The organism is Pseudomonas sp. B21-040 (assembly GCF_024748695.1).
Taxonomy (GTDB): domain Bacteria; phylum Pseudomonadota; class Gammaproteobacteria; order Pseudomonadales; family Pseudomonadaceae; genus Aquipseudomonas.
The window spans coordinates 1919481-1945908 of sequence record NZ_CP087176.1 but is presented as its reverse complement, the minus strand read 5'-3'; the positions used below and the strand labels follow the sequence as shown (position 1 = coordinate 1945908).

18 protein-coding genes and 1 pseudogene are annotated in these 26428 nt (G+C 53.8%); 12 read left to right on the top strand and 7 right to left on the bottom strand.

The features are described 5' to 3' along the window. Nucleotides 1–17 precede the first annotated feature (17 nt). The 3 genes from LOY55_RS08845 to LOY55_RS08835 form a co-directional block, all read right to left on the bottom strand. Nucleotides 18–782 (bottom strand): DeoR/GlpR family DNA-binding transcription regulator, encoded by a 765-nt coding sequence (locus LOY55_RS08845; RefSeq protein WP_258667888.1) that lies wholly within the window; start codon nucleotides 780–782, stop codon nucleotides 18–20. A gap of 83 nt (nucleotides 783–865) precedes the next feature. Beyond that, nucleotides 866–1780 (bottom strand): ROK family protein, encoded by a 915-nt coding sequence (locus tag LOY55_RS08840; RefSeq protein ID WP_258667887.1) that lies wholly within the window; start codon nucleotides 1778–1780, stop codon nucleotides 866–868. Then, nucleotides 1777–2808, bottom strand: a complete 1032-nt coding sequence (locus LOY55_RS08835) for an SIS domain-containing protein (RefSeq protein WP_258667886.1) — start codon at nucleotides 2806–2808, stop codon at nucleotides 1777–1779. Before LOY55_RS08835 ends, LOY55_RS08840 begins: the two co-directional genes overlap by 4 nt. A 224-nt stretch (nucleotides 2809–3032) precedes the next feature. Between LOY55_RS08835 and LOY55_RS08830 the strand changes: the two genes are divergently transcribed. The 3 genes from LOY55_RS08830 to pgi all read left to right on the top strand — a co-directional run bounded on the left by LOY55_RS08830 (nucleotide 3033) and on the right by pgi (nucleotide 7950). After that, nucleotides 3033–4526, top strand: coding sequence for an APC family permease (locus tag LOY55_RS08830; RefSeq protein WP_258667885.1), 1494 nt, complete (start codon nucleotides 3033–3035; stop codon nucleotides 4524–4526). Between the two features lie 71 nt (nucleotides 4527–4597). Further along, nucleotides 4598–6196, top strand: a complete 1599-nt coding sequence (locus LOY55_RS08825; RefSeq protein WP_258667884.1) for a choline dehydrogenase — start codon at nucleotides 4598–4600, stop codon at nucleotides 6194–6196. 89 nt (nucleotides 6197–6285) lie between these two features. Further along, nucleotides 6286–7950: a glucose-6-phosphate isomerase gene (gene pgi, locus LOY55_RS08820; protein WP_258667883.1), complete on the top strand. Its 1665-nt coding sequence runs from the start codon at nucleotides 6286–6288 to the stop codon at nucleotides 7948–7950. Nucleotides 7951–8437: 487 nt separating this feature from the next. Here pgi and LOY55_RS08815 read toward each other — a convergent pair whose 3' ends face one another. The 3 genes and pseudogenes from LOY55_RS08815 to LOY55_RS31015 form a co-directional block, all read right to left on the bottom strand. After that, nucleotides 8438–8818, bottom strand: a complete 381-nt coding sequence (locus tag LOY55_RS08815; RefSeq protein WP_258667882.1) for an AbrB/MazE/SpoVT family DNA-binding domain-containing protein — start codon at nucleotides 8816–8818, stop codon at nucleotides 8438–8440. A gap of 979 nt (nucleotides 8819–9797) precedes the next feature. After that, nucleotides 9798–9884 (bottom strand): annotated as a pseudogene (locus LOY55_RS31145) (hypothetical protein); the annotation flags it as partial. Between the two features lie 136 nt (nucleotides 9885–10020). Next, nucleotides 10021–10248: a BPSL0761 family protein gene (locus LOY55_RS31015; RefSeq protein ID WP_309475408.1), complete on the bottom strand. Its 228-nt coding sequence runs from the start codon at nucleotides 10246–10248 to the stop codon at nucleotides 10021–10023. Between the two features lie 588 nt (nucleotides 10249–10836). Between LOY55_RS31015 and LOY55_RS08810 the strand changes: the two genes are divergently transcribed. The 7 genes from LOY55_RS08810 (at nucleotide 10837) to LOY55_RS08780 (ending at nucleotide 20093) form a co-directional block, all read left to right on the top strand. Continuing rightward, the gene (locus tag LOY55_RS08810) at nucleotides 10837–11127 is read left to right on the top strand and encodes an addiction module antidote protein (protein ID WP_258667881.1); all 291 of its coding nucleotides are present in this window, start codon (nucleotides 10837–10839) and stop codon (nucleotides 11125–11127) included. Between the two features lie 695 nt (nucleotides 11128–11822). Beyond that, on the top strand, nucleotides 11823–12578 hold the full coding sequence (locus tag LOY55_RS08805) for a DNA-binding protein (RefSeq protein WP_258667880.1): 756 nt from the start codon (nucleotides 11823–11825) through the stop codon (nucleotides 12576–12578). Nucleotides 12579–13370: 792 nt separating this feature from the next. Further along, entirely contained in the window at nucleotides 13371–14033 is a 663-nt protein-coding gene (locus LOY55_RS08800) for a TnsA endonuclease N-terminal domain-containing protein (RefSeq protein WP_258667879.1), read from the top strand. Beyond that, nucleotides 14026–15912, top strand: a complete 1887-nt coding sequence (locus LOY55_RS08795; protein WP_258667878.1) for a DDE-type integrase/transposase/recombinase — start codon at nucleotides 14026–14028, stop codon at nucleotides 15910–15912. The genes LOY55_RS08800 and LOY55_RS08795 overlap by 8 nt, the downstream gene beginning before the upstream one ends. Next, on the top strand, nucleotides 15909–16883 hold the full coding sequence (locus LOY55_RS08790; protein ID WP_258667877.1) for an ATP-binding protein: 975 nt from the start codon (nucleotides 15909–15911) through the stop codon (nucleotides 16881–16883). The genes LOY55_RS08795 and LOY55_RS08790 overlap by 4 nt, the downstream gene beginning before the upstream one ends. Continuing rightward, nucleotides 16880–18760, top strand: a complete 1881-nt coding sequence (locus LOY55_RS08785; RefSeq protein WP_258667876.1) for a hypothetical protein — start codon at nucleotides 16880–16882, stop codon at nucleotides 18758–18760. The genes LOY55_RS08790 and LOY55_RS08785 overlap by 4 nt, the downstream gene beginning before the upstream one ends. Before the next feature lie 586 nt (nucleotides 18761–19346). Then, on the top strand, nucleotides 19347–20093 hold the full coding sequence (locus LOY55_RS08780; protein ID WP_109785982.1) for a 3-oxoacyl-ACP reductase family protein: 747 nt from the start codon (nucleotides 19347–19349) through the stop codon (nucleotides 20091–20093). A gap of 69 nt (nucleotides 20094–20162) precedes the next feature. On the opposite strand, the gene LOY55_RS08775 is transcribed toward LOY55_RS08780, so the two are convergent. Continuing rightward, nucleotides 20163–20858 (bottom strand): HAD-IA family hydrolase, encoded by a 696-nt coding sequence (locus tag LOY55_RS08775; protein WP_046027071.1) that lies wholly within the window; start codon nucleotides 20856–20858, stop codon nucleotides 20163–20165. Between the two features lie 251 nt (nucleotides 20859–21109). Between LOY55_RS08775 and LOY55_RS31140 the strand changes: the two genes are divergently transcribed. Further along, nucleotides 21110–25972: an RHS repeat-associated core domain-containing protein gene (locus LOY55_RS31140; protein ID WP_223522478.1), complete on the top strand. Its 4863-nt coding sequence runs from the start codon at nucleotides 21110–21112 to the stop codon at nucleotides 25970–25972. After that, the gene (locus tag LOY55_RS08755; RefSeq protein ID WP_223522479.1) at nucleotides 25959–26354 is read left to right on the top strand and encodes a hypothetical protein; all 396 of its coding nucleotides are present in this window, start codon (nucleotides 25959–25961) and stop codon (nucleotides 26352–26354) included. Before LOY55_RS31140 ends, LOY55_RS08755 begins: the two co-directional genes overlap by 14 nt. Nucleotides 26355–26428 lie beyond the last annotated feature (74 nt).

The following is a 26428-nucleotide window of genomic DNA, read 5'->3' as shown; positions in this document are numbered from 1 at the left end:
TTCATTCCACCTGCAACCTAACGGACCGGTACAACCTCAAGCTTGTCGGCGTAAGTATGGCGATGCTTGATGGTTTGCTGATCATCGGTAATGACTTTAGTAATCGCGTCGAGGCTACAAACATGCGAAAAGGCCTTGTATCCGAGCTTGGAGCTATCCGCCAGGACGATGGTCTGATTCGCCGAGGCGATCATCGCTTGCTTGATCGGAATTTCCACCGTGTTGATATTGGTGATGCCACTTTCCGGATGCACGCCTTCAGCCCCCAGAAACGCCCAGTCCGTGTGGATGTTCTCGAATTTTTGCACGGTGTCGGGCCCGACCAGGGTGAAAACATTGTTGAGCATCATTCCGCCGGCGACATGCAGTGTAATGCTCGGGTGCTGGGAGAGCTGCATCGCGATCATCAGGTCATTGGTAATGACCGTGATGTTCTTGCGGGCTTTCAAGGCCAGCGCCAACTGAAACACCGTCGAGCCGTTATCCAAGATGATCGATTGACCGTCCTCGATGTAGTCCAGCGCGGCCCGGGCAATGGCGGCTTTGCCCTGCTCATGCATGTTGCGTCGTACGTTATACGGCGTATCGCCTTGGTCGGCATCCTGCGAGGGCAGCACACCGCCGTGGGTACGAATCAGTTTGCCGCTGTTCTCCAGGGATGACAGGTCCCGGCGGATAGTGGAACTGTCGACCGAGAACATTTCGGACAACTCGGCGGCATTGACGTAGCCACGCTCTTTTATGAGTTCCACAATCTGGAGCCGCCGTTCGGACGCTGTCATTTTCTGCTCATTTACTGAAAGGGATTGCACGATTGCGTGCAAAGAGTAGCCATTTAACCCCTTGAACGCAAAAGAGCCCACCGTCAAAACAGCAGCGCAGCGCCCATGGCCCCCGCCCCGTCACCCAAAGTGGACATCACAATGCGCGTGTTTAACTCAAAGCCTTTCGAACGTACCAACGAAGCCTGGACCGCGTCTTCGTATAGCGGGAAAAGCTGCGCCGCACTGCCGCTCAGTACGGTCAGATCGGGCCCGTAGAGCGACATCAACGAACCCAGGCCCCGACCGACCTGATTCCCGTACTGCTGAAACAGCCGGGCGATCCGGGAATCGTTCTGATAAAGGTCTCGATAGAAACCCAGGTCGTGCCGCTCATAAACGATCCCGGGCAACAACCTTGCCAGCTCGGCCTGCAACCAGGTGCGTGATGCCAGGGTTTCCCAGCAACCGGACACACCACAGTAGCAAGGCGTGTCCGAGTCACCGATGGGAATATGCCCGCCTTCAGAGTGCGCGCCGTTTGCAGTGCGCAACGGCTGCCCGCCGATCAGCAAGGCAACGCCGACACCGGTTCCGAGAGTAACGGCGAGCATTCTGCGGCTATCGATCCCAGCCCCCAGATGAAACTCGCCCAGGGCCGCTGTCACCGCATCATTATCGATACGCACCGGCACCTGCAGATGCGTCGACAATTCCGCCACCAGCGGAAATGAGGAAAAGGTCGGCAGCGTGCTAGGGTTTTCGATGACACCGGCCACCGTATCCACCGGCCCGCTGGCACCAATCCCCAACGACATCAGTGTCTTGTCATTCGGCACCAGTGCGCGGATGTGGCGAGCCAGCGCCATCGAGCGCTGGTGGCGCTCGAAGCGTTCGAAAGACGATGTGGGCAGCGTGACAGCGGCGATTTCACGGCGATCCTCGAGGATGACCACGCGAATGCCGGTGCCGCCGATATCGACACCGGCCCGAACGCCACCCTCAGCTGCCCCACTCATAGTTTCACCGTGATTTTATTGCCATAGAGGAATTCGCCCGGCACCAGGCCCCGGGCTCGCGCAAAGGTCACTGTAAAGTGCTGAACATACAGAATCCCGGCGATCAGGCGGGTTAATTCATCATGCCCGGGGGTGGGCAACAGTTGGCTCTGAGCGTAAGCCTTTGGCCCGATGGTCACCACCGTCGTGCCATTGGCGAGCAAGTCTTGGGCGAGGGTTTCAAGCGTGCTGTCAGTGCCGTCGCCGATCAACACGGCAATCATTCCCGGGCCTGAGGTTTCCAGCGGGCCGTGGCGAAACTCTCCACCCAAATACCCTTCGGCCATGACCTTGCAGGCTTCCTTGAGTATCAATGACCCTGTCATCGCAGTGGCACCGTCGGCGCCAATGCCTACCAATGTCAGTCGTGGCTCGGCGTTATCGAACGCATTGTCGGTCAGCTGTTGAACATGCTGCCGGTCGTTGATCAGGCTCGCCATGTGCTCCCGAAAATCGTTCAGTGTCGCCAGCAGCGGTGCTTCACTTTCGCCCCGCAGCGCCAGAGCGATGCGGTATTGCGCGACCAGGGTGTTGATGTAGCTTTTGGAGCTGACCGTCGCCTCGTCCCCGGACTTGAGTGCCACCAAAATATCGCAAGCCTGCGCCAGCGTGCTGTTTTCTGCGTTGGTGACCCCGATTATCGTTTTGGGCCGTTTCGTCCCGGTCAACTGCCCCAGCAGGGAGACGATTTCCCCGCTCATGCCTGACTGCGAAGTTGCCCACAGCAAGGTGCTGGAGGTGATCAGTTGCGGGAAATCCAGCAAGCGTCCCGCATCGATGCGCCACACCGGATAGCCACGGGCAGCCAGATCGCGCTCGATCGGCAGCGCGGTGTAATCGGAAGACCCCATGCCGGTGAGAATGATGCGGTCATAGGCCGTCAGGTCCAGCTCAGCCAACGCTACCGGCAGCTCATAAGCCAGCTGGTCATCCAGCGCGGCAATCTGATCGTTAATATCGAGTTCATAAGGACTGGCAGAAAAAGGCATCAGGAAACTCCAAGATCGATGTGCGTGTTTTTCAATGCTATATGCACGATATCGTGCAGTCAATGCACATATACCACCACAAATCCGAACGATATACCCGATACCACTGAGCAAATACACGATAAGGGGTATTGACTGCACGATTTCGCGCATCAATACTCGCAACCTCAGAGGCCCGGTGCGCACTACCGCTCCTCGTACCACAATAAGATGAGGAGATATCGATGAACGACGATCACCCCCACTCGGTGCCGGCCACCGGCTTGCAAAGTAACTCTGTCGGCCTGGTCACCGTGCTGATGCAAAGTATTGCCCAGATCGCCCCCGCTGTCGGCGTGCTCACGACCATTGCGTTCAATACCCAGCAAGCCGGTCTCGGTGCACCTTCTGCGTATATCGCGGCCTTTATCATTGGTTTGATCGTTGCCGTGTCCCTGGCGCAATTGGGCAAGCACTTTCCCTCCGCTGGCGGTTTCTACACCTACGTCAGCGCCACGGTCGGTCCGAGCGCCGGGTTCATGGTCGGCTGGCTCTATTCCTGGATTGTGGCCCTGATTCCAGGTGGCCTGGCCGCGTTTACCGGGTACGTGCTGCAAACTGAAATCAGCAAAAACTATGGAATAGACATTCCATGGCAGTACATTGCCGGCGTCATCCTCTTGCTCGTGGGTTTCATCGCCTACAAAGGCATCAAGACCTCCGGAAAGATGCTGACCGTGCTGTCAGTGGTGGAGATGCTGATCATTGCGGCACTGGCAGTCGGCGGCTTGATTTCTCCAGGTGAAGGTGGGGTTTCTCTAGAGGGGTTCAACCCGGCCAATAGCACCAGTTCCCATGGCTTTTTCCTGGCGGTGGTGTTGTCGATATTCGCGTTCACAGGTTGGGAAGGCGCCGCTGCAGTGGCCGAAGAAGCGCGCAATCCTCGCAAGGTGATCCCGCAGGCCATCATTGGCTCGCTGATTCTGTTGGGCATCTATTATGTGTTCTGCGCTTGGGGCATTCAGACCGGCTGGGGCATTGCGCACCTTGATACGCTGGCCGACTCCAAGGACAGCCCTGCATTCGCCGTCGCTCACCGACTGTGGGGCAACGGCTGGATTCTGATTCTGCTGGCGCTACTCAACTCCGGGATCGCGGTATGCATTGCCTGCACCGTGGACTCGACGCGTAACTGGTACGCCATGGCCCGCGCGGAAGCGATTCCTGGTTGGCTGAAAAAGGTTCACCCCGTGCACCGCACTCCGCACACGGCGATCCTGACTCAAACAGTACTGGCGTTGATAGTCGGGCTGGTTGGCGGCAGTTTCATGCAACCCGACCAGGCCTTCTTCATGCTGGCGACACTGGCGACCATTATTTACGTGTTCGTCTACTTCATGGGCAACATTGGTGTCGCGCGTTTCTTCACCACCGTCATGCGCAAGGACTTGAATGTCATCGTGCATATTATCTTCCCGATCATCTCGACCATCGCGCTGTTCACCGTTCTTTACTACTCCCTCGTGCCGCTGCCGGGGCCTCCGGTGGGTTATGCACCGATTGCTTTCGTCGCTCTGATGATCCTCGGTTTGTGGCGTTTGATGCACCTCAAACGCAGCGGTAGCAACACCTGGAAGACGCTGTCCAAATACGTGGTGGAGAGCGACAGTCGCCCCGCCGCGGGATCGGAACATACGTCCCCCACTGCGAGTCCTGTTTCTGCGACACGCAAAGCCTAAAGCCTCGATTTAAGGCAGCCCCGGATTCACGGGGCTGTTTCAGCCAAACATGTCTTACCGGGTTACTCAAGATGGTCAATAAGGTTAACGAATTTGATTACGTCATCGTCGGTGCAGGATCGGCAGGCTGTGTCCTCGCCAACCGCCTGACCGAAGACTCCAGCGTCACGGTCTGCTTGATCGAGGCCGGGCCCAGCGATAAAAGCATTTTTATCAAGATGCCCGCCGCCCTGACCTTTCCCATTGAAAGCGATGTATTCAACTGGAAGTTCGAGAGCGAACCCGAGCCCGAACTGCATGATCGGGTGATCGGCCAGGCACGCGGCCGCTGTCTGGGCGGCAGTTCATCCATCAATGGCATGGTCTATGTCCGGGGCTGCGAAAAGGACTATGACCACTGGCGCACGCTGGGTGTCGACGGTTGGGACTTTGCCGATTGCCTGCCTTTCTTCCGCAAGATGGAAAGTTTCGAAAATGGCGCAGACCCTGCGCGTGGTGCGGACGGCCCGATCACCGTGGTGCGCAGCAAGGCTGACCACCCGCTGTATCAATCGTTTCTGGACGCCGGCCAGCAATTCGGCCTGGACGACGCCGGCGACTACAACAGCGGCAATCAGGAAGGGGTGCACGTCACCCAAACCACCATTCGCGATGGCGTGCGTTGCAGTACCAGCCTGGGCTATTTGAAACCGGCGATCCGCCGGCCTAACTTGACCGTTCTGACCAACTGCCTAGTCAAGCGGGTGAACCTGGAAGGCAATGTCGCCAGCGGTGTCACTGTGCAGCACAAGGGCGAGCAGAAAATCATCCACGCTGCCCGGGAAGTCGTGCTTTGCGCCGGCACCATCGGCTCGCCTCATCTACTGATGCTGTCGGGTATCGGCAACCGCGACGATCTGGCCGCCCATGGCGTGATATCCCGCGTGCACTTGCCCGGTGTCGGTTCCGACTTGCAGGATCATGTGGTCGCGCCGTTGCGCTTCAAGTCACCCTCGGGCGTATCCATTTGCAAAGAGTTGAATACCTTCGGTCGATTGAAGCTTGGGGTGCAATGGTCGTTGTTCAAGACAGGACTGGGAGCAACGCCTTTCTTCGAAGTGGGCTCATTCTTCAAGAGCAGCGACGATGTCGACTACTTCAATATGCAGCATGAATTCTTGCCCTTCCTGGCGGACTTCCAATCCGGCAAGGTGCACATCGCCGACGGTTTCCAGTACTTCGTCAGCCAGATGCGCCCGCACAGTCGCGGCAACATCACGCTGCGCTCGGCCGACCCACGCCACAAGCCGGTGATTCGCTTCAACTACCTGACCGATCAGCGGGACGTTACGCAGATGGTCGACGGCATTCGCAAAACCCTGCAAATGGTCGAACAGCCGGCCTGGTCGCGTTATCGCGGCGAATCGGTGGACACGCCAGGGCTTAACGCGACGGACAGCGAACTGGCCGCGTGGTTACGCCAGGTGGCCAACACCGAGCACCATCCTACCAGTACGTGCCGCATGGGTGTGGACGATATGGCCGTCACCGACAGCCAGGGTTGCGTGCATGGCGTGAGTCGCCTACGAGTGGTCGATGGCTCCATCCTTCCACGCGTGCCGACGGCCAATATCAATGCACCGATCATCATGGTGGCGGAGAAAATTGCCGCCGCAATGTGCGCCCGCTAAAAGAGCGGCCCTGCCCAGCCGCTACGTGAAAATCGCGGCCGGGCTTATTGGCGATACCTCGCGACATTTGCATAAGGAAAACCGCAGCGATGGCGTACTACCGCACTCCTCACGATGTGACCGCTCTGCCCGCCTGGCAAGCCTTGAATGACCACCGCCAATCCATGCAGGATTTCAGCATGCGCGAGGCCTTCAATGCCGATCCGCAGCGCTTTACTCAATTCACCCTCAGCAGCTGCGGCCTGTTTCTCGACTATTCGAAAAACCTGATCAACGCCGAGACCCGCAACCTGCTGGTGGACCTGGCCAACGAAGTCGATCTCAAAGGCGCGATCAAGTCGCTGTTCGATGGCGAAATCGTCAACTCTTCCGAAGGTCGTCCGGCCCTGCACACGGCCCTGCGCCGTCCGGTCGGCGACAAACTGTCGGTCAATGGCGTCAACGTGATGCCTGAAGTGCACAAGGTGCTGAACCAGATCACTGACCTGGTTGGCCGCATCCACGACGGGCTGTGGCGCGGTTACACCGAGAAGCCGATCACCGACGTGGTGAACATCGGCATCGGTGGCTCGTTCCTCGGCCCGGAACTGGTCTCCGAAGCGCTGTTGTCCTACGCCCAGAAAGGTGTTCGTTGCCACTACCTGGCGAACATCGACGGCAGCGAGTTCCACGAACTGACCATCAAACTGCGCGCCGAGACCACGCTGTTCATCGTCTCGTCGAAATCCTTCAACACCCTCGAAACCATGAAAAACGCTCAGGCCGCCCGTGCATGGTACTTGGCCCAAGGTGGTTCGGAAGCCGAGCTGTATCGTCACTTCATCGCCGTTTCCAGCAACAACGCCGCCGCAGTGGCGTTCGGTATCCGCGAAGAAAACATCTTCCCGATGTGGGACTGGGTTGGCGGTCGTTACTCGCTGTGGTCGGCCATCGGCCTGCCAATCGCACTGGCCATCGGCATGTCGAACTTCAAGGAACTGCTGTCCGGTGCCTACGCCATGGACCAGCACTTCCAGAGTGCGCCGTTCGAACAGAACATGCCGGTGCTGCTGGCCCTGCTCGGCGTGTGGTATGGCAACTTCTGGGGCGCGCAAAGTCACGCGATCCTGCCGTACGACCACTATCTGCGAAACATCACCAAGCACTTGCAACAGCTGGACATGGAATCCAACGGCAAGAGCGTGCGTCAGGACGGCACCCCGGTGTCCACTGACACCGGCCCGGTCATCTGGGGCGGCGTGGGTTGCAACGGTCAACACGCCTATCACCAGTTGCTGCACCAGGGCACCCAACTGATCCCGGCCGACTTCATCGTGCCGATCGTCAGCTTCAACCCGGTGTCCGACCACCACCAATGGCTTTACGCCAACTGTCTGTCGCAAAGCCAGGCATTAATGCTCGGCAAGACCCTTGCCGAGGCTAAAACAGAACTGCGCGACAAAGGCATGAGCGAAGCCGATGTGCAGAAACTTGCACCGCACAAGGTGATTCCGGGCAACCGTCCGAGCAACACGCTGGTGGTCGAACGCATTAGCGCTCGTCGTCTCGGCGCGCTGGTTGCGATGTACGAACACAAGGTTTTCGTGCAAAGCGTGATCTGGGGCATCAACGCCTTCGATCAGTGGGGCGTGGAGTTGGGCAAGGAGTTGGGCAAAGGCGTCTACAACCGCCTGGTTGGCATCGAGGAAACCGAAGCTGAAGATCCGTCCACTCAAGGCCTGATCAATTACTTCCGCGGTCGTCATCGCGGGTGATCTGACGCCACTGTGCCCCGTCGCGAAACGCTGCCTGGTTAAGTGCCCATAGTGCCAATAATACTGTGGTCACGGTGTTGCCAAAACCCTGCTAGCAACGCCGTCTTACAGTACCTCTTGAGTACCTCCTGGATTGTTGAGGCCGATGCCGAATTGACCCACATGCCGACGTAAGACTGCCCCACCTCTATATCGGCACAAACCCTGCACGGGCAATGTTGTTCGAGGAATCAGACTGGGTCAGTGACATCTCGGCAACTGGGTCAATTCGACGTCAGTGCCAACAGCCGACCCGCTGACGGTGCGACCCTGATGCTCACGATCGGACTTACAGCTCGACAGAAACTGGTCAATTCAGCATCGGTCTTAACACTCAAGCCATGTAGTGTTGCTAAATTACACTCAGCCTCTTATAACCAAACTAAATATTCACTTTATTTCGTTATTCTGTGCAGTTATTTTAGTCACTTTCATCGACTGACATCCATCAATCAGGATCGGGGGCTGCATATGGACCCAGAGACTCGTGAGGCAATGGTTCTCCATTTAGCGCAGCCATGATTTGGTCCAGAACCTCAACCTTGGCGTCAAGCATTCCGCAGACGTGGTAAAGATCAGCCAATACGCCGAGTAATGTTTCAACATCATGCTGATAACGAACTGGTGTCAGGGTTATCGTGCCGTCAGGCTGTTTTTCCATGTTCAGCTTGTCGCCGCTGGTTAACCCGATAGCCGCCAGCAGATCGTCAGGCAAAGGTATGATCAGGTCGCCAGTTCCATCTTCAGTGTCTTGGCAGGTAACAATCCATCTGCCATTTTCAGAGAGTGGTGTTGGGTTCATTTTTTTCCCCTGCTGATCAAATGACATAGCTCAATTCTGATTTTGACCCTGCGGACTACTTGGATAATGCAAAAGTCGTGGCGTTCTTTATGGCTGATGCGTAAGGCACCGGGGACGATGCATGGATTGCCGAGGCGATGGCCATTGTTACCCGCGCCAAAATTCGTATCGATGCCGCTGAAGAAGTACAGAATCCATCGTCATATTCGTGAAGGCGTTTTTCTCGCATGCAAGAAATTCGGCCTGACCAGTCTGACGCCCAACATTTAGGGGACCGGAATTTCTTGTACGGAGCGGCAAGACTTACCGCCAATGGCTGAGCCCTCAACCTTGGCAAAGGCATCGATAGCAAACGACGTTAAAAAAGCTATGGTACCTGGAGCACTTCTGCAGACGCACAAGTTTGGCTTGGGCCTCGCCTTTGACGGTGCTGTTGATTTTCAACTTCGGATACTTGGCGTGATCAATAGAATTGTAGTGAGGCAATGCCTGGCTGCAAATCCGATCACCGGAGACTCTCAGGTCTCTATAAGAAGGTTCGCATAATGTGAGGAACGTTATGTTAGCGCCGCTGGCGGAATGGCCGAATCAGGCGCCTGGATAATCGCGAACTCACGGCGCCGGATTTACACATAGCGTGCATGATGCGAGGCTTAGAAGTAGAGGTTTGTGCTGACGAGACTCGCTGAGAGCGCCATTCTATAATCGCTCTATAATCGCTCTATAATCGCTCTATAATCGACTATAAAGTCCTCTTTCTGCCAGTTGAAGGGCTACCTCAATTTCAGCTGTCCTCAAGTTCCACCGTGGAATTTTTGCGAGCTTTTTCAGAAAACCACACAGGTGCAGATAACGCTGTTTCGTTAAATGGCACCGTCATCCAAGCCCACACCCCGGTGGGCTTTTTTGTGGGTGCTGGACGCCAGAGTGGTGGGGGATGGTCCACCACAGCTCTCGACACCTAAATACACCGCTCGATCAACGAGGTAGCCTTTGATGTTGGCGCCGACGCCAGATCGAGTTCATCGGCGAAAACGTCGACCGCCCGCACTGGATTTTCTTCGGCAACGTAATCGTCCAGGCCCGGCAGCAACGTGACTTGCGTCCAAGCCTCCCCTTAAATGAAATCCCTTATGATCGTCCCTCCATGATCTGGACGACCAGAGGATTGGGAAATCGCGGACGTTTTCACTCAAGCTGGGTCGGAAGCTGCCCGCCGTATTGCACTCCTACCAGTCATCAGTTGAGGAGCAAAAAACGGGGCTAAATGTACCTATCCCCATTTTTTTTGCTTGCTCTTCAATACGGCCAGCCTGTAGGACATCGTGCTTAGTCGGAAAGTGGCGTAAAAGGAAGTGAGCGTTTTTTCTAACGCGTTCGGGCACTTCTGTGTCGAGGGCAAGTTCCGTCAGGAAAGCGTGAGTTTGTGCGACGGACCTGGTCCGTTCAAATGGCATCGTCATTTAAGCCTCCACGCGTTGAGATCGTTAGTCCAAGACAAGGCGGCCAGATTCAGTCGCCTATTTTCGCAAGTCTAGTCCTGCTAAAGAAGTTTCTGCAGCTGTCGATTTATCTTCAATACCCGAGGCAGGAGCCGTATTCGGTCATTCCGCAGGTACAGATCTGTGCGGGGTGCGGCAGGTAACTACCGTCCCTGCCGCTACCGGATGAAATACAATAATAGCTTCTAGCCGGTAGAAAATCTTAATGAGCGACGTTTCTTGGCGACGAATTCCGTTTTACCCCCCCCTTTAGCTACCGGCAGCAAGGAAAAGAAAACTTTTCTTTAAGAGCTCAAAGCAGTGGTAAGGACAAACATTCTTTACTTAAGGTTCTGCTGTGTTGACGCCGACGCGGTGTTGACCCAGCTGCCGAGATGGCTGTCCCGGTCCGACTCCTCGCGAACGGTTTCCTGTTCTAAATTGCCGATTTTGAGGTGCTCAGTCTTAAATCGGCGTCGGCGCCTCCCCCCGATCTGCTGGCGCCAACAAATCTATACAGCCGTTGATATCATGCACGCCAGACCTGCAGGAAGGTGGCTCAACATGCCTGTCCCCCGAACCCCGTTCGAAATAACGGAGAATCTCGACACTGAGCAAGCAATCAGCGAATACCTGTCTCCAATCCTGGCTGACGGTAATACCGACGAACTGATACGCGCCCTCAATCATGTGGTGAAGGTTCGCGGAATGACTCGGATTGCAAAGGACTCAGGCATCAGTCGCGCCCGCTTGTACAAAGCATTAGCGCCAGGTGCCAAGCCCAGTTTTCACACCGTAGTGAAGGTAATGCGTGCGATGGGGGTCGTGCTCCGAGCACGGCCAGTACCCACCTGAGCAAAGGAAAGCTCGATGCACCCTGTCTGGCACCCGCAGAAACAGTAGGGGGTGAAAACATTCAGCGGTATCGCTAAGTAATCCCGCCGCCAGCCGCGACTTATCGCGTTCGATACATCACAGGCTTCGACATTTTTCTCTGCAATGCCCATCCGCTCGACGCCCCCCTTGCTTGAGCCCCATCAACACCCTTTGAGCACCTCACGGGGTGCCCGTTTAACTCAAAACCCCACAGCCGTCCAGATCACCGACACAAAGCAAACTGCAGAGTATCGCCCGCTTACTGGCCTCGCATCGAGGCGTGGACGACTAACTCAGTACCGGCCAACCAACCCCTTGCCCTATACCGAAAAGACACCGGCATACTTTTTCTTCGTATCGTATTATTGTACGTAGCAAGTGCCGCCGGCTGCTGTGGGAACAGGCGCGATACATGGCCGCCCGACAAATCGTGAAAAAGCAGATTGAGGTATCGCGGCTGAAAGCAGTAAGGCGAACCGTCTATAGCCCCAAACAATCGCTGGCGCCCCCTCAATGATACCCAAAACGCGCCACTTAACCCGATGAACGGTCATCACCCGTGATAACGCTCAATTATCCCGTGTTAATAAGCTCCATAAACAAGCGTTCGATCAGGGACCTTGTACACTGTAATTACATGCAACGTAATACAGGGCGTAAAAGTAGGGGATCACATGGCTCGCGAAGGCATCACCAAGCAATTGGTGCAACAAGCCAAAACGGCGCTGCTGGCCCAAGGCAAGCGCCCGACCATCGACGCAGTGCGCATCGCGCTGGGCAATACCGGATCCAAAACCACGATTTCCCACTACCTCAAAGAACTCGAAGAAAAACCCAAACCCACGCTTGAGCGTCTCAGCGAGCCGCTGGCGCAGCTGGTTTTGGGTTTGAGTGAACAACTGCAAGCTGAAAGCGAGGAGCAATTGACTAGGGCTCAAGCGCAACTTGCCCTGGATAAAACCCAGTTGGAATCACAGTTTCAAAGAACGCAGAAACAATTAGAGGAACAGCAAGACCACAAGGAGAACTTGGAGGCACGCCTGCTCAACGAGCAACAACAACGACAAGAAGCCACGGCCAAAGTTACCAAACAGACTTCCGATTTAGCTCTCGCACAACAACGAATTGAAGAATTAACCAGACAGCTGCAGGAACAACACACGCAGATCGCGATACTTAACAATGAACGGCAGCATGCCGATGAAATTTTTAAACAGTTTCGTCAAGTACGCCAGGAGGAACACGACACCCTGTTACTGCAACACGCACAACAGGTGACCCAGCTGTCTGAAGAACTACACCACAATTTCGAGAAACTCTCGATTACGCAAAAAGAGCTGATTGAGCTGCATCGCGAGAATGCTCGACTCCTGCAGCAACTCAGCACTCGGCATTCGGCACTCGGCACTCGGCAAAAATTTAATGAATGAGCAATAACCGCGGCCTGCCTATAACTGCAGTTCAAGCAACTTGGCAAGCTGGCTAAGCCATCAGTAAAGTTTGGTAATTTTCATTCGACTATGTTCCGGCCGTTGCTGAAGTTATTCAGCAGACGGGCAACCAACAGCCTCCCCTTTAGCGCAATGCCTCTTGGCCATGACGATTTCTTCCCCGGGAACGTGCCCTTCCCCTCAGGGCTTTACTTTCAAGAGATAGCGACTGCATCGACATAGGAATGGCCTCATAACCGCCTAGTCACCACCGGAAAATGAGACGAACCAGGTTGGGTTCAAAAGTCGAGTGGTATTGACCTGCATCTCACCCTGCATCGAGGCCCTATCAACTCGTGCCATCACTCGCCCCCGAAGTGTCAACACTTAGGAGCTCGAGGGCGTACGTATCAAAACCATGTCAATTTACCAGCAACAGTTAATTACTTTCTATACAGCAGTCTTAACTAATTGTATTTATTACATAATTCCGTACGTCGCGAACTAAAATTGATAAAGGGTACAGGCGTAAAATCATATGTACGCAGTCGATTTCACGTTTTTGAGTGGTCAACTGATCGATGACTAAAAGGCCAGATAACCCGAAGCTCAATAAATATCGAGCTCGTCTTCGGCGGACAAAGGTGATTACTACATGGCAGGTCGGATATAGCCGGAAGCACTAATGCCCTTGTGGACATACAAAGCGCCTCGACCAATAAAAACTCCGATCTGTATGCCATCCGTTGTCGCAGGGGTGGCGCCGTCAGAACATTAGAGGAGTGTCGCAAGATGATCATCACGTCCAAGGAAATGAACCTCGAGAATGGTCCCGCGCGGTGTTCCCCCCGGCGGCGCCGTCAAAATTTCATCGTGGACTTTCCTTCCCTCAAAAATCGCCATTCAGTGGAGTGTGATTCGATACTTGAATCCGCGTACTGCATTTGGTTAGAGCATGACCCAACGGTAGCAAAGTACTACGCGCAACCTCACACGTTCACCTGGACAGACGAAACTCAACGCTATCGCTATACCCCGGATTTCCTTGTGGTGCTGACGAACGGGGATAGTTACTTCTCTGAGGTCAAGCTCGATTTCACCAAACAAAGGACGAGTCGACTGGCGACGCTGGAGAGCTTCCGGGCACTCTGTTTTCAGGAAGGGTGGACCTTGACATGCCACGACCAGCGGAGTCTCACCGGGCCACCCAGTTTTCATAACTTACAGGTGCTTTACAGTCGATCAAGTACTTGGAACGAGCAGCGGCAAATGCATTTCTACCATTACGTGCAACACCGTCATTGGCCGACGACGCTCGGCGATCTGGTCCAAGACAGTGCCGCACCAACCATCGGCACGATTTGCTACAACCTGTTCACAGGACAATTGAGCGCCGATTTGAGCCAACCTTTGACGTTGCACCTCATAGTTGATTGGAAGGCGCCTCATGAGTGAGCAACCGGAAGCACCTACCGTCGGGAGCCAATACATCGTCCATGGCCGAACCATGGAGGTCATTCATGTGGATGAGGAGCTGGTGACGCTAAGGGACTTGGAGCGAACGTACACTCGCGCCCTAGCAGTCGATGCCATGATGTCCGAGTTGTCTCATCACACCATCGTGCCATTTGCCCGCCCGCCGGGTGCGGGCTCCAAAGCATTGGCTTTCCTTTTCCCAGACGATCCCCAGGTGATTGCAGCGCAACGAAAGTATCGTTACGTCGATGCCGCATTTAAGCAATTTGGTGGCCCCCTACCTGTGGAAGCAACTAAAGCACTGATTGATCGCCTCAGCGCTGAGATGAGCGACTCCTCACCGCCCTCCTACAACTCTCTGTACAAATGGCTCAAATACTACAGAGAGCACAACTTCGACCGATTTTGCTTACTGAAGGACAAAAGTGTTGCGCCGCGCGGGAAACGACTGGCTGCAGATGTTGAAGCCATCACCCGCGAAATAATCGATCAAGAATACAAACAAACTACACCACCTACCCGACCGATAACGATACATAGACTTATTGATGGTCAGATCACATTGATGAATCGTCTCCGCGCAGGTTACTCGACTCTGTTGCTCAAGGCCCCCTCGCTTTCAACAATCCAGAGAAGGCTAAAAAAACTTTGTCAGTTCACTAGCGATACTAAGCGTTACGGCTCAGACTATGCTAAGAAAAAGCATCACTCAAGTAAACTAAGCATGGACCCTGATGAGGTGTTGGATCTTGCCGAGATCGATTCTCACCTCGTTGACATTGTTATCATCGACAATCAGGGAAAATCATTAGGAAAAATCCTATGGTGGACAGTCATTCTTGAGATTAAGACTCGAATGATCATCGGCTGGGAACTTTCAACAACGTATCCTTGCGCGGAAAAAACTATTCGTGCATTAAAAAATGCATTAAGGGCTGTACCCGGAGAGGAATATCTTCGCGGTAAGCCCATCCGTTTACGCAGTGACAACGGCTCTGAATTCGTAAATGCGATAATTAGATACTTTTTGGATCGATTGAATATTACGTATGACAGACCTCCACCTTATACCCCCAATGCACGTCCGGATATTGAGCGCCTTTTCAGAACGTTTGAGCTGTGGCTACATGAACAGGCTGGTAGCACGATGTCTACTCCTGCCGAATGTCAATACTATAACTCGGAAAGCGAAGCGGCATTTACCGAAGAGAGTATGAATCGGCACGTCGAGGATTGGGTAGAGAAGATATATCATCAAAGGAAACATAGCGCATTAAATATGCCGCCAGCGATAGCTTGGGAGCGGGCAATGAAAAATGGGCTACCACCAGAAAAATTTTCCGAAGAGGACCTAGATAAACTGTGTCGAGTTATCCAACCAGGAATGATCAGCGCTGCAGGACGAATCAATTTCCTATGCTTAAGTTGGTACGGTCCAGATCTACAAGAAATTCGCTCACGACTGAAAAAAGGGCAACCGGCAATTTGCTATTACAACCCCTTGGATTTAGGTGAAATATGGGTCGCCCACCCAAATGACACGCGTAACCCTGTGCGTGCGTCTGGTACCAACCCCCAGTACCAAAACGGACTCACCCTGACAGAGCATAAGTTATTACATCAACAGTATCTTGACGCGGGGCGAAAATTCGACAACAGCGAGGCCAATGTCGCCCTATGGCGGCTTCGACAGCGTATGGTTCAAGAATACGAAGCGTCTCGACATTTACGCACAACCAAGCCGAATAATAAAACCAAACTCGATCCCTTTTTCGATAACGAAACCAATACCGCGATATCGGAGGACAAGCCGATTGTCGACGGCGAGATCCCTACTTTCATGGTAGACCAATTATGAATATATCCCCTAATGGTATCAACATTGATGAAGCGTTAGAAGCTCTGGCGGCCTGTACGGTCTGGTATCCAGATTATCGGGAGGCAATGCGAATCATTACTAAATGCATAAACACTACGCGCCACCGCAAAGACCCCTCGTCAGCCATGTTAATCGGCCCGACGGGGGTTGGTAAAACCAGACTGTGTCGCATGATTGAAAAGGATCTAGGCCCGACTCAACAGGCTCGGAACTCCGAATGCGACAAAAAAACATGGCCTTGTGTTTATATAGAGCTGCCGGAATCCGCCACAATAAGAAACTTATCCGTGGTCATGGCGCAAGTACTCGGCGGAAAACCAACCGACAATCAAAGTGTTGTTATTTTAGAAGATTTTATCATCCAAAGACTTGTTACGATAGAGGCAAAACTTGTGATTTTGGATGACTTTCACCATGTAGCTGAGAAGGGTTTAACAAAAACCAAAAGCTCACTGTGCAACTGGATCATTAAACTTTTAAACAGATCGGGAGTTGCTTTTTTGATATCGGGGTCGTCCAGCGCAGAAGAAACAATAGATTTAGTTGAGGAGTTAAGCGACCGATTTCCCTATCGCGCCAAACTGCAGCCACTCCCAATGGCTGATAAGGCATCGACGTCTGTGCTTCTGGGTGTATTGGCGAGCTTAGAAAAAGAGATGATAAAACTTGGGCACTTGAAAGAATACGCTCACTTAACTGACCCCACTCCTTACAAGGCCATTTACCTCGCCACTCGAGGGAATTTTAGGCGATTAAGCGATTTGCTGCATGATAGTTTCGAAATCGCGCTCCTAAGAGGGGACTACACCCTGAAAATCAGCGATTTCGCAGAGGCTGCTGCAGACTTGGCATTCTGTTGTTGCCCAAACTACTTCCTCATGTCGCATTCTCAGCTGAACTTTGCATTGAAGTTTCAAACCAACAAATCTAGTGAGACTGCGAAGAAATGAACGCTATTTGTTATGTAGGTATCCCACAAAAATGGGAAAGTCCTAAAGGGGTTATGATGCGAACTGCATTTTACAATGGTTATTCCACTGTTGCCGCTATGTGCGCGGCCCTAAACGTTCCTCTTTATGGAGATGCGCTTGAAATATTAACGGAGCAATCATCACTGCTCACTAGCTTAACCATGGAAGCGCCGGATATCGCACAGTTGCTCTTGGCAAACAGTTATACGGTGAATAATCCGGATGCTTCGCTCTGGATCATCGATGCGGTCACTCTTCATCGCTCGCAGTTTTCACGCCACTTCATGTACTGCCCAGAATGTTTACGCAACAAACTCATTACGGTTTTCCAAGACATACGGGATTTACCTGTTTGCCCGCTTCATGCAACACGGATAATTACGCACTGCCCTCAATGTCATATGCGAGAACATTGGACCAAGGCCAATCTATTTTTTTGCAAATGCGGCTCTGATAGACGAAATACTAAATGTGAAAGCGGCGCAGTATTTGAAGAGGAACGGCTAGAAATATTCGGTCCAGACGCTGACATCCGCGACCTTTCATACATGACATACGTTGCACAAATTTGTGAAAAAATTTGGACCTCAAGAAAATCCACCGAAGATAAAAACTCATGCTTGCTTGAAGACGCCATTCGAAAGCATGCGATAAAAATGATTAGAGCACAGCTTGTAAAATACCCCGGATTCACGCGATTGATGCATCTTTCACCCTGGCGGTCTAGCCACCCCCTGCTGGTAGCACTTTCAAATGAAATCCCTCAAGAACCAGATACTTTCAATGAAAAATGCAAGACCGGACTTTGCTGTGCGGATCTCGAACTGACATTATCTCAGGCAATATATCCATTCAACAATCGAAAACAACTATCAAAAGAAGGCACTTTCATTTCCAGCAACTTTACAATAAACCGATACGGAAAAAGCATGCCGTATTATCATTGCAACACCCCTATTTGCCATCTAATAAGAGTTACAAACAAGCAACTACCGCCACTCAAAATTGAGAAAAATACACCGGAAGAAAAAATTGAAATTATTAATCTTTCCACACAATACGCCGCCTTGCTACTTCACTGCAGCAGACGTACAACCTTAATGCTAACCAAGCTAGGATACTTGAAACTCGCACCGACTAAGTCAGGAAAGGGAAAATCCGTGCTAATCACTAGGAAATCAATAGAACATTTCAATAACACTTATATCTTAATTAGGGAAATCTCACAGCAGCTAAACACGACACCTATACATATCATTCGCGCACTTGATAGGCTAGGTTTCGAAAATGACCACGACGAGCCAGCTCCCTATTTCTATAAAAAATCTAAAATTTTTTCCATAATTGATGAATTGATAGACGAAGTACAAAATCCTTCGCGACACTCTAACAAAGAACCATTAGAAGAACCACCAGAAGAACCAATTGATTTTATTTGGTTATCTACACAACACGCTGCTCTACTACTTCACTGTAGCAGTCACACAGTTCTAGAACTAGCCACGCTAGGATACTTAAAGCGATCAATCAGCAAATCAGGAAAACGAACAGTGTCATTAATTAGCAAAAGCTCAATAGAGACCTTCAACAACTCTTATATTTTAGTTAGTGAAATCTCTCAGCAGCTAAACACAACACCTATACATATCATTCGTGCACTTGATAGGCTAGGATTCGAAAATGGCCATGACGAACTAGACCAACATTTCTATGAACAATCTAATATTAACTCCATTTGGGATGAACTGGTAGACGAAGTTAAAAACCCTTCGTGTTGTGCTCCAAGAGCCTGCCGTCAGCTTATAACAAAGCCATTAATCATATCCCCCCCATTACAAAAGCGCCCACCCAAGTAACGATCAACCTCCGAAATATATCGACCCATTACCAAACAATGGATTCACCGAAAATAAACAGCTACTATCCCAATACATCGCCACATACCACAACCCAAATCCAGCCAACAAATGAACTCATCATAAAAAGTCCCTTTGAGCGCCCCAGATAGTCACAGTTTATTCAACCCACTCTATAACGCACTCGTGAAAAACAACGTCCGCCAGGCTAAACAGGCTTCCCAAATCTAACTAAATTGCATATTAACTGCACGCGACAGCAATGCCTTCCAAAGCATTTTGTAGTCGAAGGCGTGAATCTCACCCCATCAGTAAAACTAACTCGGTCAATCCACTCTATGCATCCATAGACCGAGAATAGGTTTCGCCTCTGTGAATAATTTTTATCGTCAATTGACCGCAGCTATATTTCTTTTAATATCTAATGCAATTTAATTTTATCTTCTGATGCCTCAATGGCTGTAACCTCTTGATTTCTTGTGATGCGATTTTATTTTCAGATGATCAACGAAGTCAGCGTGTAATCCTCAATCGATACTAGGCTCCATCAACCGGGGCATCTCGCTTCGGGACTTTGGAGATCGATATGACTACTCAGAACCTCAGCGGCAAAGTGGCTTTGATTCAAGGCGGATCTCGGGGTATCGGCGCAGCCATCGTCAAACGCCTGGCCGCTGAAGGCGCGGCAGTTGCCTTCACCTACGTCAGCTCCACGGTCAAAGCCGAAGAACTGCAAAACAGCATCACCGCCAACGGCGGCAAAGCCCTGGCCATCAAAGCGGACAGCGCCGACGCCGAGGCCATTCGCAACGCTGTGAGCGCTACCGTCAAAGCCTTCGGTCGCCTGGACATCCTGGTCAACAACGCCGGCGTGCTGGCCGTTGCCCCCCTGGAAGACTTCAAGCTCGAAGACTTCGACCAGACCCTCGCCATCAACGTGCGTAGCGTATTCATCGCCACCCAGGCCGCCGCCCAACACATGACTGAAGGCGGTCGCATCATCAACATCGGCAGCACCAACGCTGACCGCATGCCCTTCGCCGGTGGCGGCCCGTACGCCATGAGCAAGGCAGCGCTGGTCGGCTTGACCAAAGGGCTGGCCCGCGACCTCGGCCCACGCGGTATCACCATCAACAACGTGCAGCCCGGCCCGGTCGACACCGACATGAACCCCGCCGACGGTGACTTCGCCGAAAGCCTGATCCCGATGATGGCAGTGGGTCGTTATGGCAAAGCCGAAGAAATTGCCAGCTTCGTTGCCTACCTCGTCAGTCCAGAAGCCGGCTACATCACCGGTGCCAGCCTGACCATCGACGGTGGTTTCGGCGCCTGACCCTCGGCTTGATCAAAACAAAAACGCCGGCAACCCTGATCAGGTTGCCGGCGTTTTTTGTTTATCGCTTCAGGTCCATTCCAGGGCCGGCAAACCACACGCGCTCGGCGTGAAGGCTTTCAGCGAACGAAGAATGCCATCGGCATGTGCGTATTTTTCGTCAGCCATGGCCGCGTCCGGGATCGCAATAGCAGTCATCCCCGCCGCCTTCGCCGCAGTGACCCCGAACGGCGAATCTTCAAACACCAGGCAGTCCTCAGGCGCAACACCCAGGCGGCGCGCCGCCGTGAGGAAGATATCCGGTGCCGGCTTGGCTGCACCTACTTCCGGGTCATCGGCCGTCACGATGAAATCGAACAGCGCAAACCAGTCACGGTGCAACGTGGTTTTCTGGCCGAACGACTGGCTCGAAGAACTGGTACCGACTGCGATCGGAATACGGTTGGCCTTCAAGTGCCGAACCAGCTCCTGCGCACCGGGCATCGCCAGCGCCGTAGGAAAACGCTCACGCATCAGCGGCTCGCGGATCACCAGGAACTCTTCGGCGGTGATCGGCAGATCAAGCGCCTCGACCACGTACCGCGCCAGATCACCCGCCCCACGCCCGATGATGTTCTGCTTGATGCTCCAGTCGAACACCCGGCCGTAACGCGCGGCAATCAGGGACGTGACCTCGGTATAAATGCCCTCGGTGTCCAGCAGCAAACCGTCCATGTCGAAAATCACAGCCTTGATCGGGCCGAACGTGTTGAGCGGTGCATTCATCGCATCTGATCCGTTTTCAAATGACACCTCAGAGACGGCTCAGGTACGGCCGGGTCCGTGATCGATTAAAGGATTCAGCAGCATAGCGAGCGCGGCTGACGTTGGGCAACGGGCAATGCCTGGCCGTTACAAAAAGTGCTCGTCGTCATTTAGCGAATCCTCCTACATAAAACGCCTCCTTTCCCGACTTCTTTACCCGTTGATCCCAAGCAAAGTCTCGCGCTCATCTTGATCTGCGCGAGGGACTGCGAATGTTCGTACCTGACAAGGTACTGGCCTTGAATAACGCCATCGGCTTGCTGGTGGTCGCCGCCATGGACCCCAAACAGCCGAACGTCGAGGCGCTGCTCGCTGACTTTCGGCTCTGTCTCAACGATTACGACGCGTGGGCCGAGAGTTTCTGGACTGGCAAGGCACTGGAGATCGAGCAGGTATTCAAGGTCGGCAACGATGTCCGGCTGATCGCACCGAAGCACTCCACTGCGCCCGTCAGTTCAACCGTCGGCGCATGCCCGGCCAGCGGCCCGTTGACACTGGTGCACATGTTCGAGGCCGCGCGATTCGTCCCCATTGGCAATACGCCGGTGACGCTGGAACCGTTGAACCCGGACGGAACATTTGGCGAGCCGGTTCACCACCAGATCGGCCCCAGCGGCATCCTGGAGGTCCCCAAGTGCGAGCGCGGTCAACGTTACCGCATCACCTTCTTTCCAAACGTTTCCACCGAACACGTCAAAGCGCTGTACGCCTCTTATCAAAGCGTCATCGGCGAACTGGAAGGTTGGTTGCGCAACGAATGGACGACTGAATTCGAACCTTCCTGGGTCGAGTTCGCCGAGGCGGGTTTCATCAAGCGCTACGGCCTGCTGCAACAGGCTGACTGGCGAGGCTTCGAGAATGCGCTGAACGGTTTGTGGGACGACGTGAAGCAGATATACGAGCTGATCGCGGACCTGCAAGCCAACAGCCAAAAGCTCCTTGAGTACCTGACCGAGACCGAACTTGAAACACTGCTGAAGGCCTCGGCGGAGTCGATCGCCAATCTGCTGCTGATGCTGAGTGACGAGCCGTTGATGTTCATTCATCTCGCGGCGTTTACCAGCTGGGTGCGGATGCTGCCGCCACATCACGCTGCAGAGGTTGTGGCGGAAATCCGCACAGGCATTTTGATCGGTTTTCTCCTGGCACGATTTACCGGCACCAAAGGACTGAAACTCGGCATCAGTGCCAAGGTGCTGAACAAGCTCAAATCGGAACGGGCGCGCAAATGGCTGGCTGCCGCGAGTTTGCGGCTGGCCGCTCAATCCGACCTGACGCCCCATGCGGAGGTATTCAAACCCCTTGCGGTCAACGCCCGCACTGCTGCGCTGAACCCCGCGCCTACGCTGCCATTACAGATAAGTGCCGGCTCTGCGCCCATAACGCAGGTGGAAAATCCGCTCGCCATCGCTCGCAAAAAATCCGCAGCCACCACCCGCCTCAGCCGTCACGAACACCGTGACGACGCCTCCGAACAGGCGAAAAACCCCAATGGCGACAGCGCCGACTGCGGGCCGCTGACCTGTACGAACGGTTGCCCGGTGTCGATGGTCACCGGCGAAGAGTTGCTGACCCTGGAGGATGGTTCGCTCAATGGCTTGCTGCCCTTTGCGTTCACCCGGTTGTACCGAACCAGCGCGGTGGAAATCGATTGCGGGCTGGGCTGGGGCTGGAGTCATTCGCTGGCGCATCGGCTGGAGCTGGACGCTGAACACGTCGTCTGGATCGACCATGAAAACCGCCGTACGACGTTTCCGCTGCCCAGCCAGGAACGCCCGGCCATCCATAACAGTCTGTCGCGGGCCGCGATTTATCTCGGGGATCAGCCAGAGGAATTAGTGCTCGCATTGGCTGGCGAGACGGTGCGGTTTTATCACTTTCGCACTGGGCGGCTGACCACGATCAGCAATGCCTACAACAACCGGGTGCACATCACCCGCGATCGTCAGGATCGCATTCAGCGCCTCGACAACGGTGCAGGCCGTTCGCTGCTGTTGCGCTACGAGCGCCGGCACATCGTTGCCGTCGAGTATCAATCGTTTCATCCCGCCGACACTGCGGATGACGCCTGGCGTACAGAGCAAACGCTGATTTCCTACCGCTACGACGCCCGCCAGCGACTGATCGAAGCGACCAATGCCGCCGGTGAAAGCGAGCGGTACGACTACGACGACCACCACGTGATTCTCCAGCGGCAACTCGCCGGCGGGGCAAGTTTCTTTTGGGAGTGGGAACGGTCGGGCAAAGCGGCCCGATGCATTCGGCACTGGGCGACGTTTTCGCAGATGGATACACGCTATGCCTGGGACGACAACGGTGGCGTGCGGGTTAAAAGCGTCGATGGCAGCGAAGAAGCCTACGTCCATGACGATACGGCGCGGTTGGTGCGTCGGGTTGAGCCAGAGGGTGCCGAGTATCTCAAGACTTATGACCACAAGGGTCATCTGATTGCCGAACAGGGGCCGCTGGGAGCGATCACTCAATACCGCTACGACGAGATCGGGCGGCTGATTGCGCTGATTCCACCTGAAGATGAGCCAACGTCCTACGAATACCGCAACGGTTTCCTGCATGCGTGCTCTCGCGGTAAAGCCGTATGGAAATATCAACGCAATGCTCAAGGCGATGTCACCGAGGCCATCGATCCCGATGGCCAAACCACCCATTACCACTACGACACCCAAGGACGGCTGCTCTCGATTCGTTTTCCGGACAGCAGTCGCCAGGTTTTCGTTCGGGATGCACTTGGGCAACTGATCGAAGAAACCCTGCCGGACGGCGGTCAGCGGCGGTTTTCCTACGATGTTCTGGGACGGAAAATAACCTTTCAGGACGAATTCGGCGCTGTCACTCACTACCAACGGGACGCCGTTGGCCGACTGATCCAGACAACTCTTCCTACTGGCGCCAGTCGAGCCTTCAGTTACAACGCCTACGGCAAGATCACTGCCGAACGGGATGAACTGGGTCGTGTCACGCGTTTTGAGTACGACGATGACTTGCACCTGGTCAGCCGCCGGATCAACCCCGACGGCACACACCTGCGTTACCGCTATGACAACGCACGGCTGCTGCTGACCGACATCGAGAACGAGTCCGGTGAACGTTATCGACTGGACTACACCGCCAGTGGATTGGTCCGACAGCAAACCGGTTTTGATGGTCGACGCACGGCGTATGCCTACGACCTGAATGGCCATTTACTGGAGAAAACCGAGTACGGCGATGACGGCTCGAAGCTGATTACGCGCTACCAGCGGGACTCGGCCGGTCGGTTGCTGATCAAAACCCTGCCTGACGGCACCAAGGTTGAATATTGCTACGACAGCCTCGGTCGGCTGGTCAGCGTCGACGACAGCCAAGACCACCCACTGGAGTTCGAATACGACACCCAGAACCGCCTGATCACTGAACACCAGAGTTGGGCCACGTTGCGTTATGGCTACGATGCCTGCGGCCGGCTCAATCACCTGCGCCTGCCGGACAACAGCAAACTCAGCTACCACCGCGCCAAAGGTGGCGCGCTGACCGCCATCGACCTTAACGGCACACGCCTCACAAGCCACACCTCCCGATTCGGTCGCGAGTTACAACGCCAGCAAGGCCTGTTGCGCAGTCAGTACGACCACGACGAACAAGGCAGCCTGAAAGCCCACGCTGTCAGCCAACACCAACAGTCGCTGTATCGGCGCGACTACACCTACAACGCCAACGGCAATCTCGACTACATCGCAGACACCCGTCATGGCCAACGCAACTACCAATACGACCCTCTCAACCGCCTGATCCGGGTCCGTCACTCGCGCGATCAACAACCCGAAAGCTTCGCCCACGATCCCGCCGGCAACCTGTTGATGCAGGACCGCCCCGGCCCGGCAGCCGTCAAAGGCAATCGTCTGTCGATGCAAGGCGACCGTCACTTCGACTACGACGCCTTCGGCAACCTGATCCGCGAACGCCGCGGCACCGCGCAAAAACTCGTCACCGAATACCGCTACGACTGCCAGCACCGGCTCATCGGCGTCACGCTGCCCAATGGCACTTGCGCGACCTACCGCTACGACGCCTTCGGCCGCCGCATCCGCAAAACCGTCGACGGCAAAACCACCGAGTTTTTCTGGCAGGGCGACCACCTCATCGCCGAACACAGCCAGGAGCATCACCGCAGCTACCTCTACGAACCCGGCACCTTTCGCCCCCTCGCCATGCTCGACGGCAAAGGCCCGCGCCAGGCCTGCCCGTTCTACTACCAACTCGACCACCTCGGCACCCCGCAAGAACTCACCGATTACAGCGGCGACATCATCTGGGCCGCGCAATACACCGCCTACGGCCGCCTGACCCGACTGAACCGCGATACCCACCAGGTGCTGGACCAACCGTTGAGGTTTCAAGGGCAGTACTTCGACGCGGAGACAGGCCTGCATTACAACCGGCATCGTTACTACAACCCGGATATCGGGCGGTACCTGACACCGGATCCGAGTGGGTTGGCGGGCGGGATTAACGGGTATCAGTACACGCGGAATCCTACGGGCTGGGTTGATCCGTTGGGGCTGAATGAATGTCCTGGCGCGGATGGGTGCAAGAGGCCGGGGTTTGGGGATGAGGATCCGGCGGGGAAGGTTAGGGTTGATGAGGGTGAAGTAACGCTTCCCGTACCTAACGGCAAGATTGATTATCTCTATCGGGGTGACGTGAAGCACCCCGACGAAATCTTCAGAACGGGATTTAAGAGTAAAGGCGAAAGCAATGACCTATTGCTTCATGCTATCGACAGCGATGATCCGCCAAGCAATTTCGTCAGCACCTCACCATCCAAGGTTACGGGCATCCAATTTGCGACGAAATTTAGAACAAGAAAAGGTTTTTTGTACACACTCAGACAAATTGATGGGATAGATGTCAATAAAGAGTTGAAAAACCTTGTTCCGTTTGCAGATGAAACTGAAATAGCTATCCCAAACAGGATTGATACAGCCGATATAATAGGCGTGACACCGATGAAAAAGGACGGGAGCTACGTTGGATACTCCATTCCTAACCCAAATAGGAAGCCAAATGGAAACCACTAAAATCACAATAATAATTGACAACCATAAGGAGCAGGCACAGCTGCAATATGATGCCGCGAAGATGGTTATAATTTTTACAATGAAGAATGGTTTCCGCAAAAGGTATGAAAGCGAGGATCTCTATCTATGCCTAGCAAAAATAAGGCTTGACTTCCCCTATGTAAAATTCCTATGCAAAGGGGCAAAACTAAACGTAACCCCTTCTAGAATGTGCTCCCAAATGAGTGGCGGGTTCGTTGCATACGAACTAAAAATGGGAAAATCCGCGACATTTGATGACATCGTCTACATATTTGACTATGAAGAAACCGATATCGTAAACACATTGAAAGAGCAAAAAGATTTTTATAAAAAATGGCTACAGTCATTGAAAATAGAGTAATCCGGATCAGCCTCCCTCCTAAACGGTATTGACCTTGGAATCTTCGAGCAACGTGGGACATGACAGACTGGAGC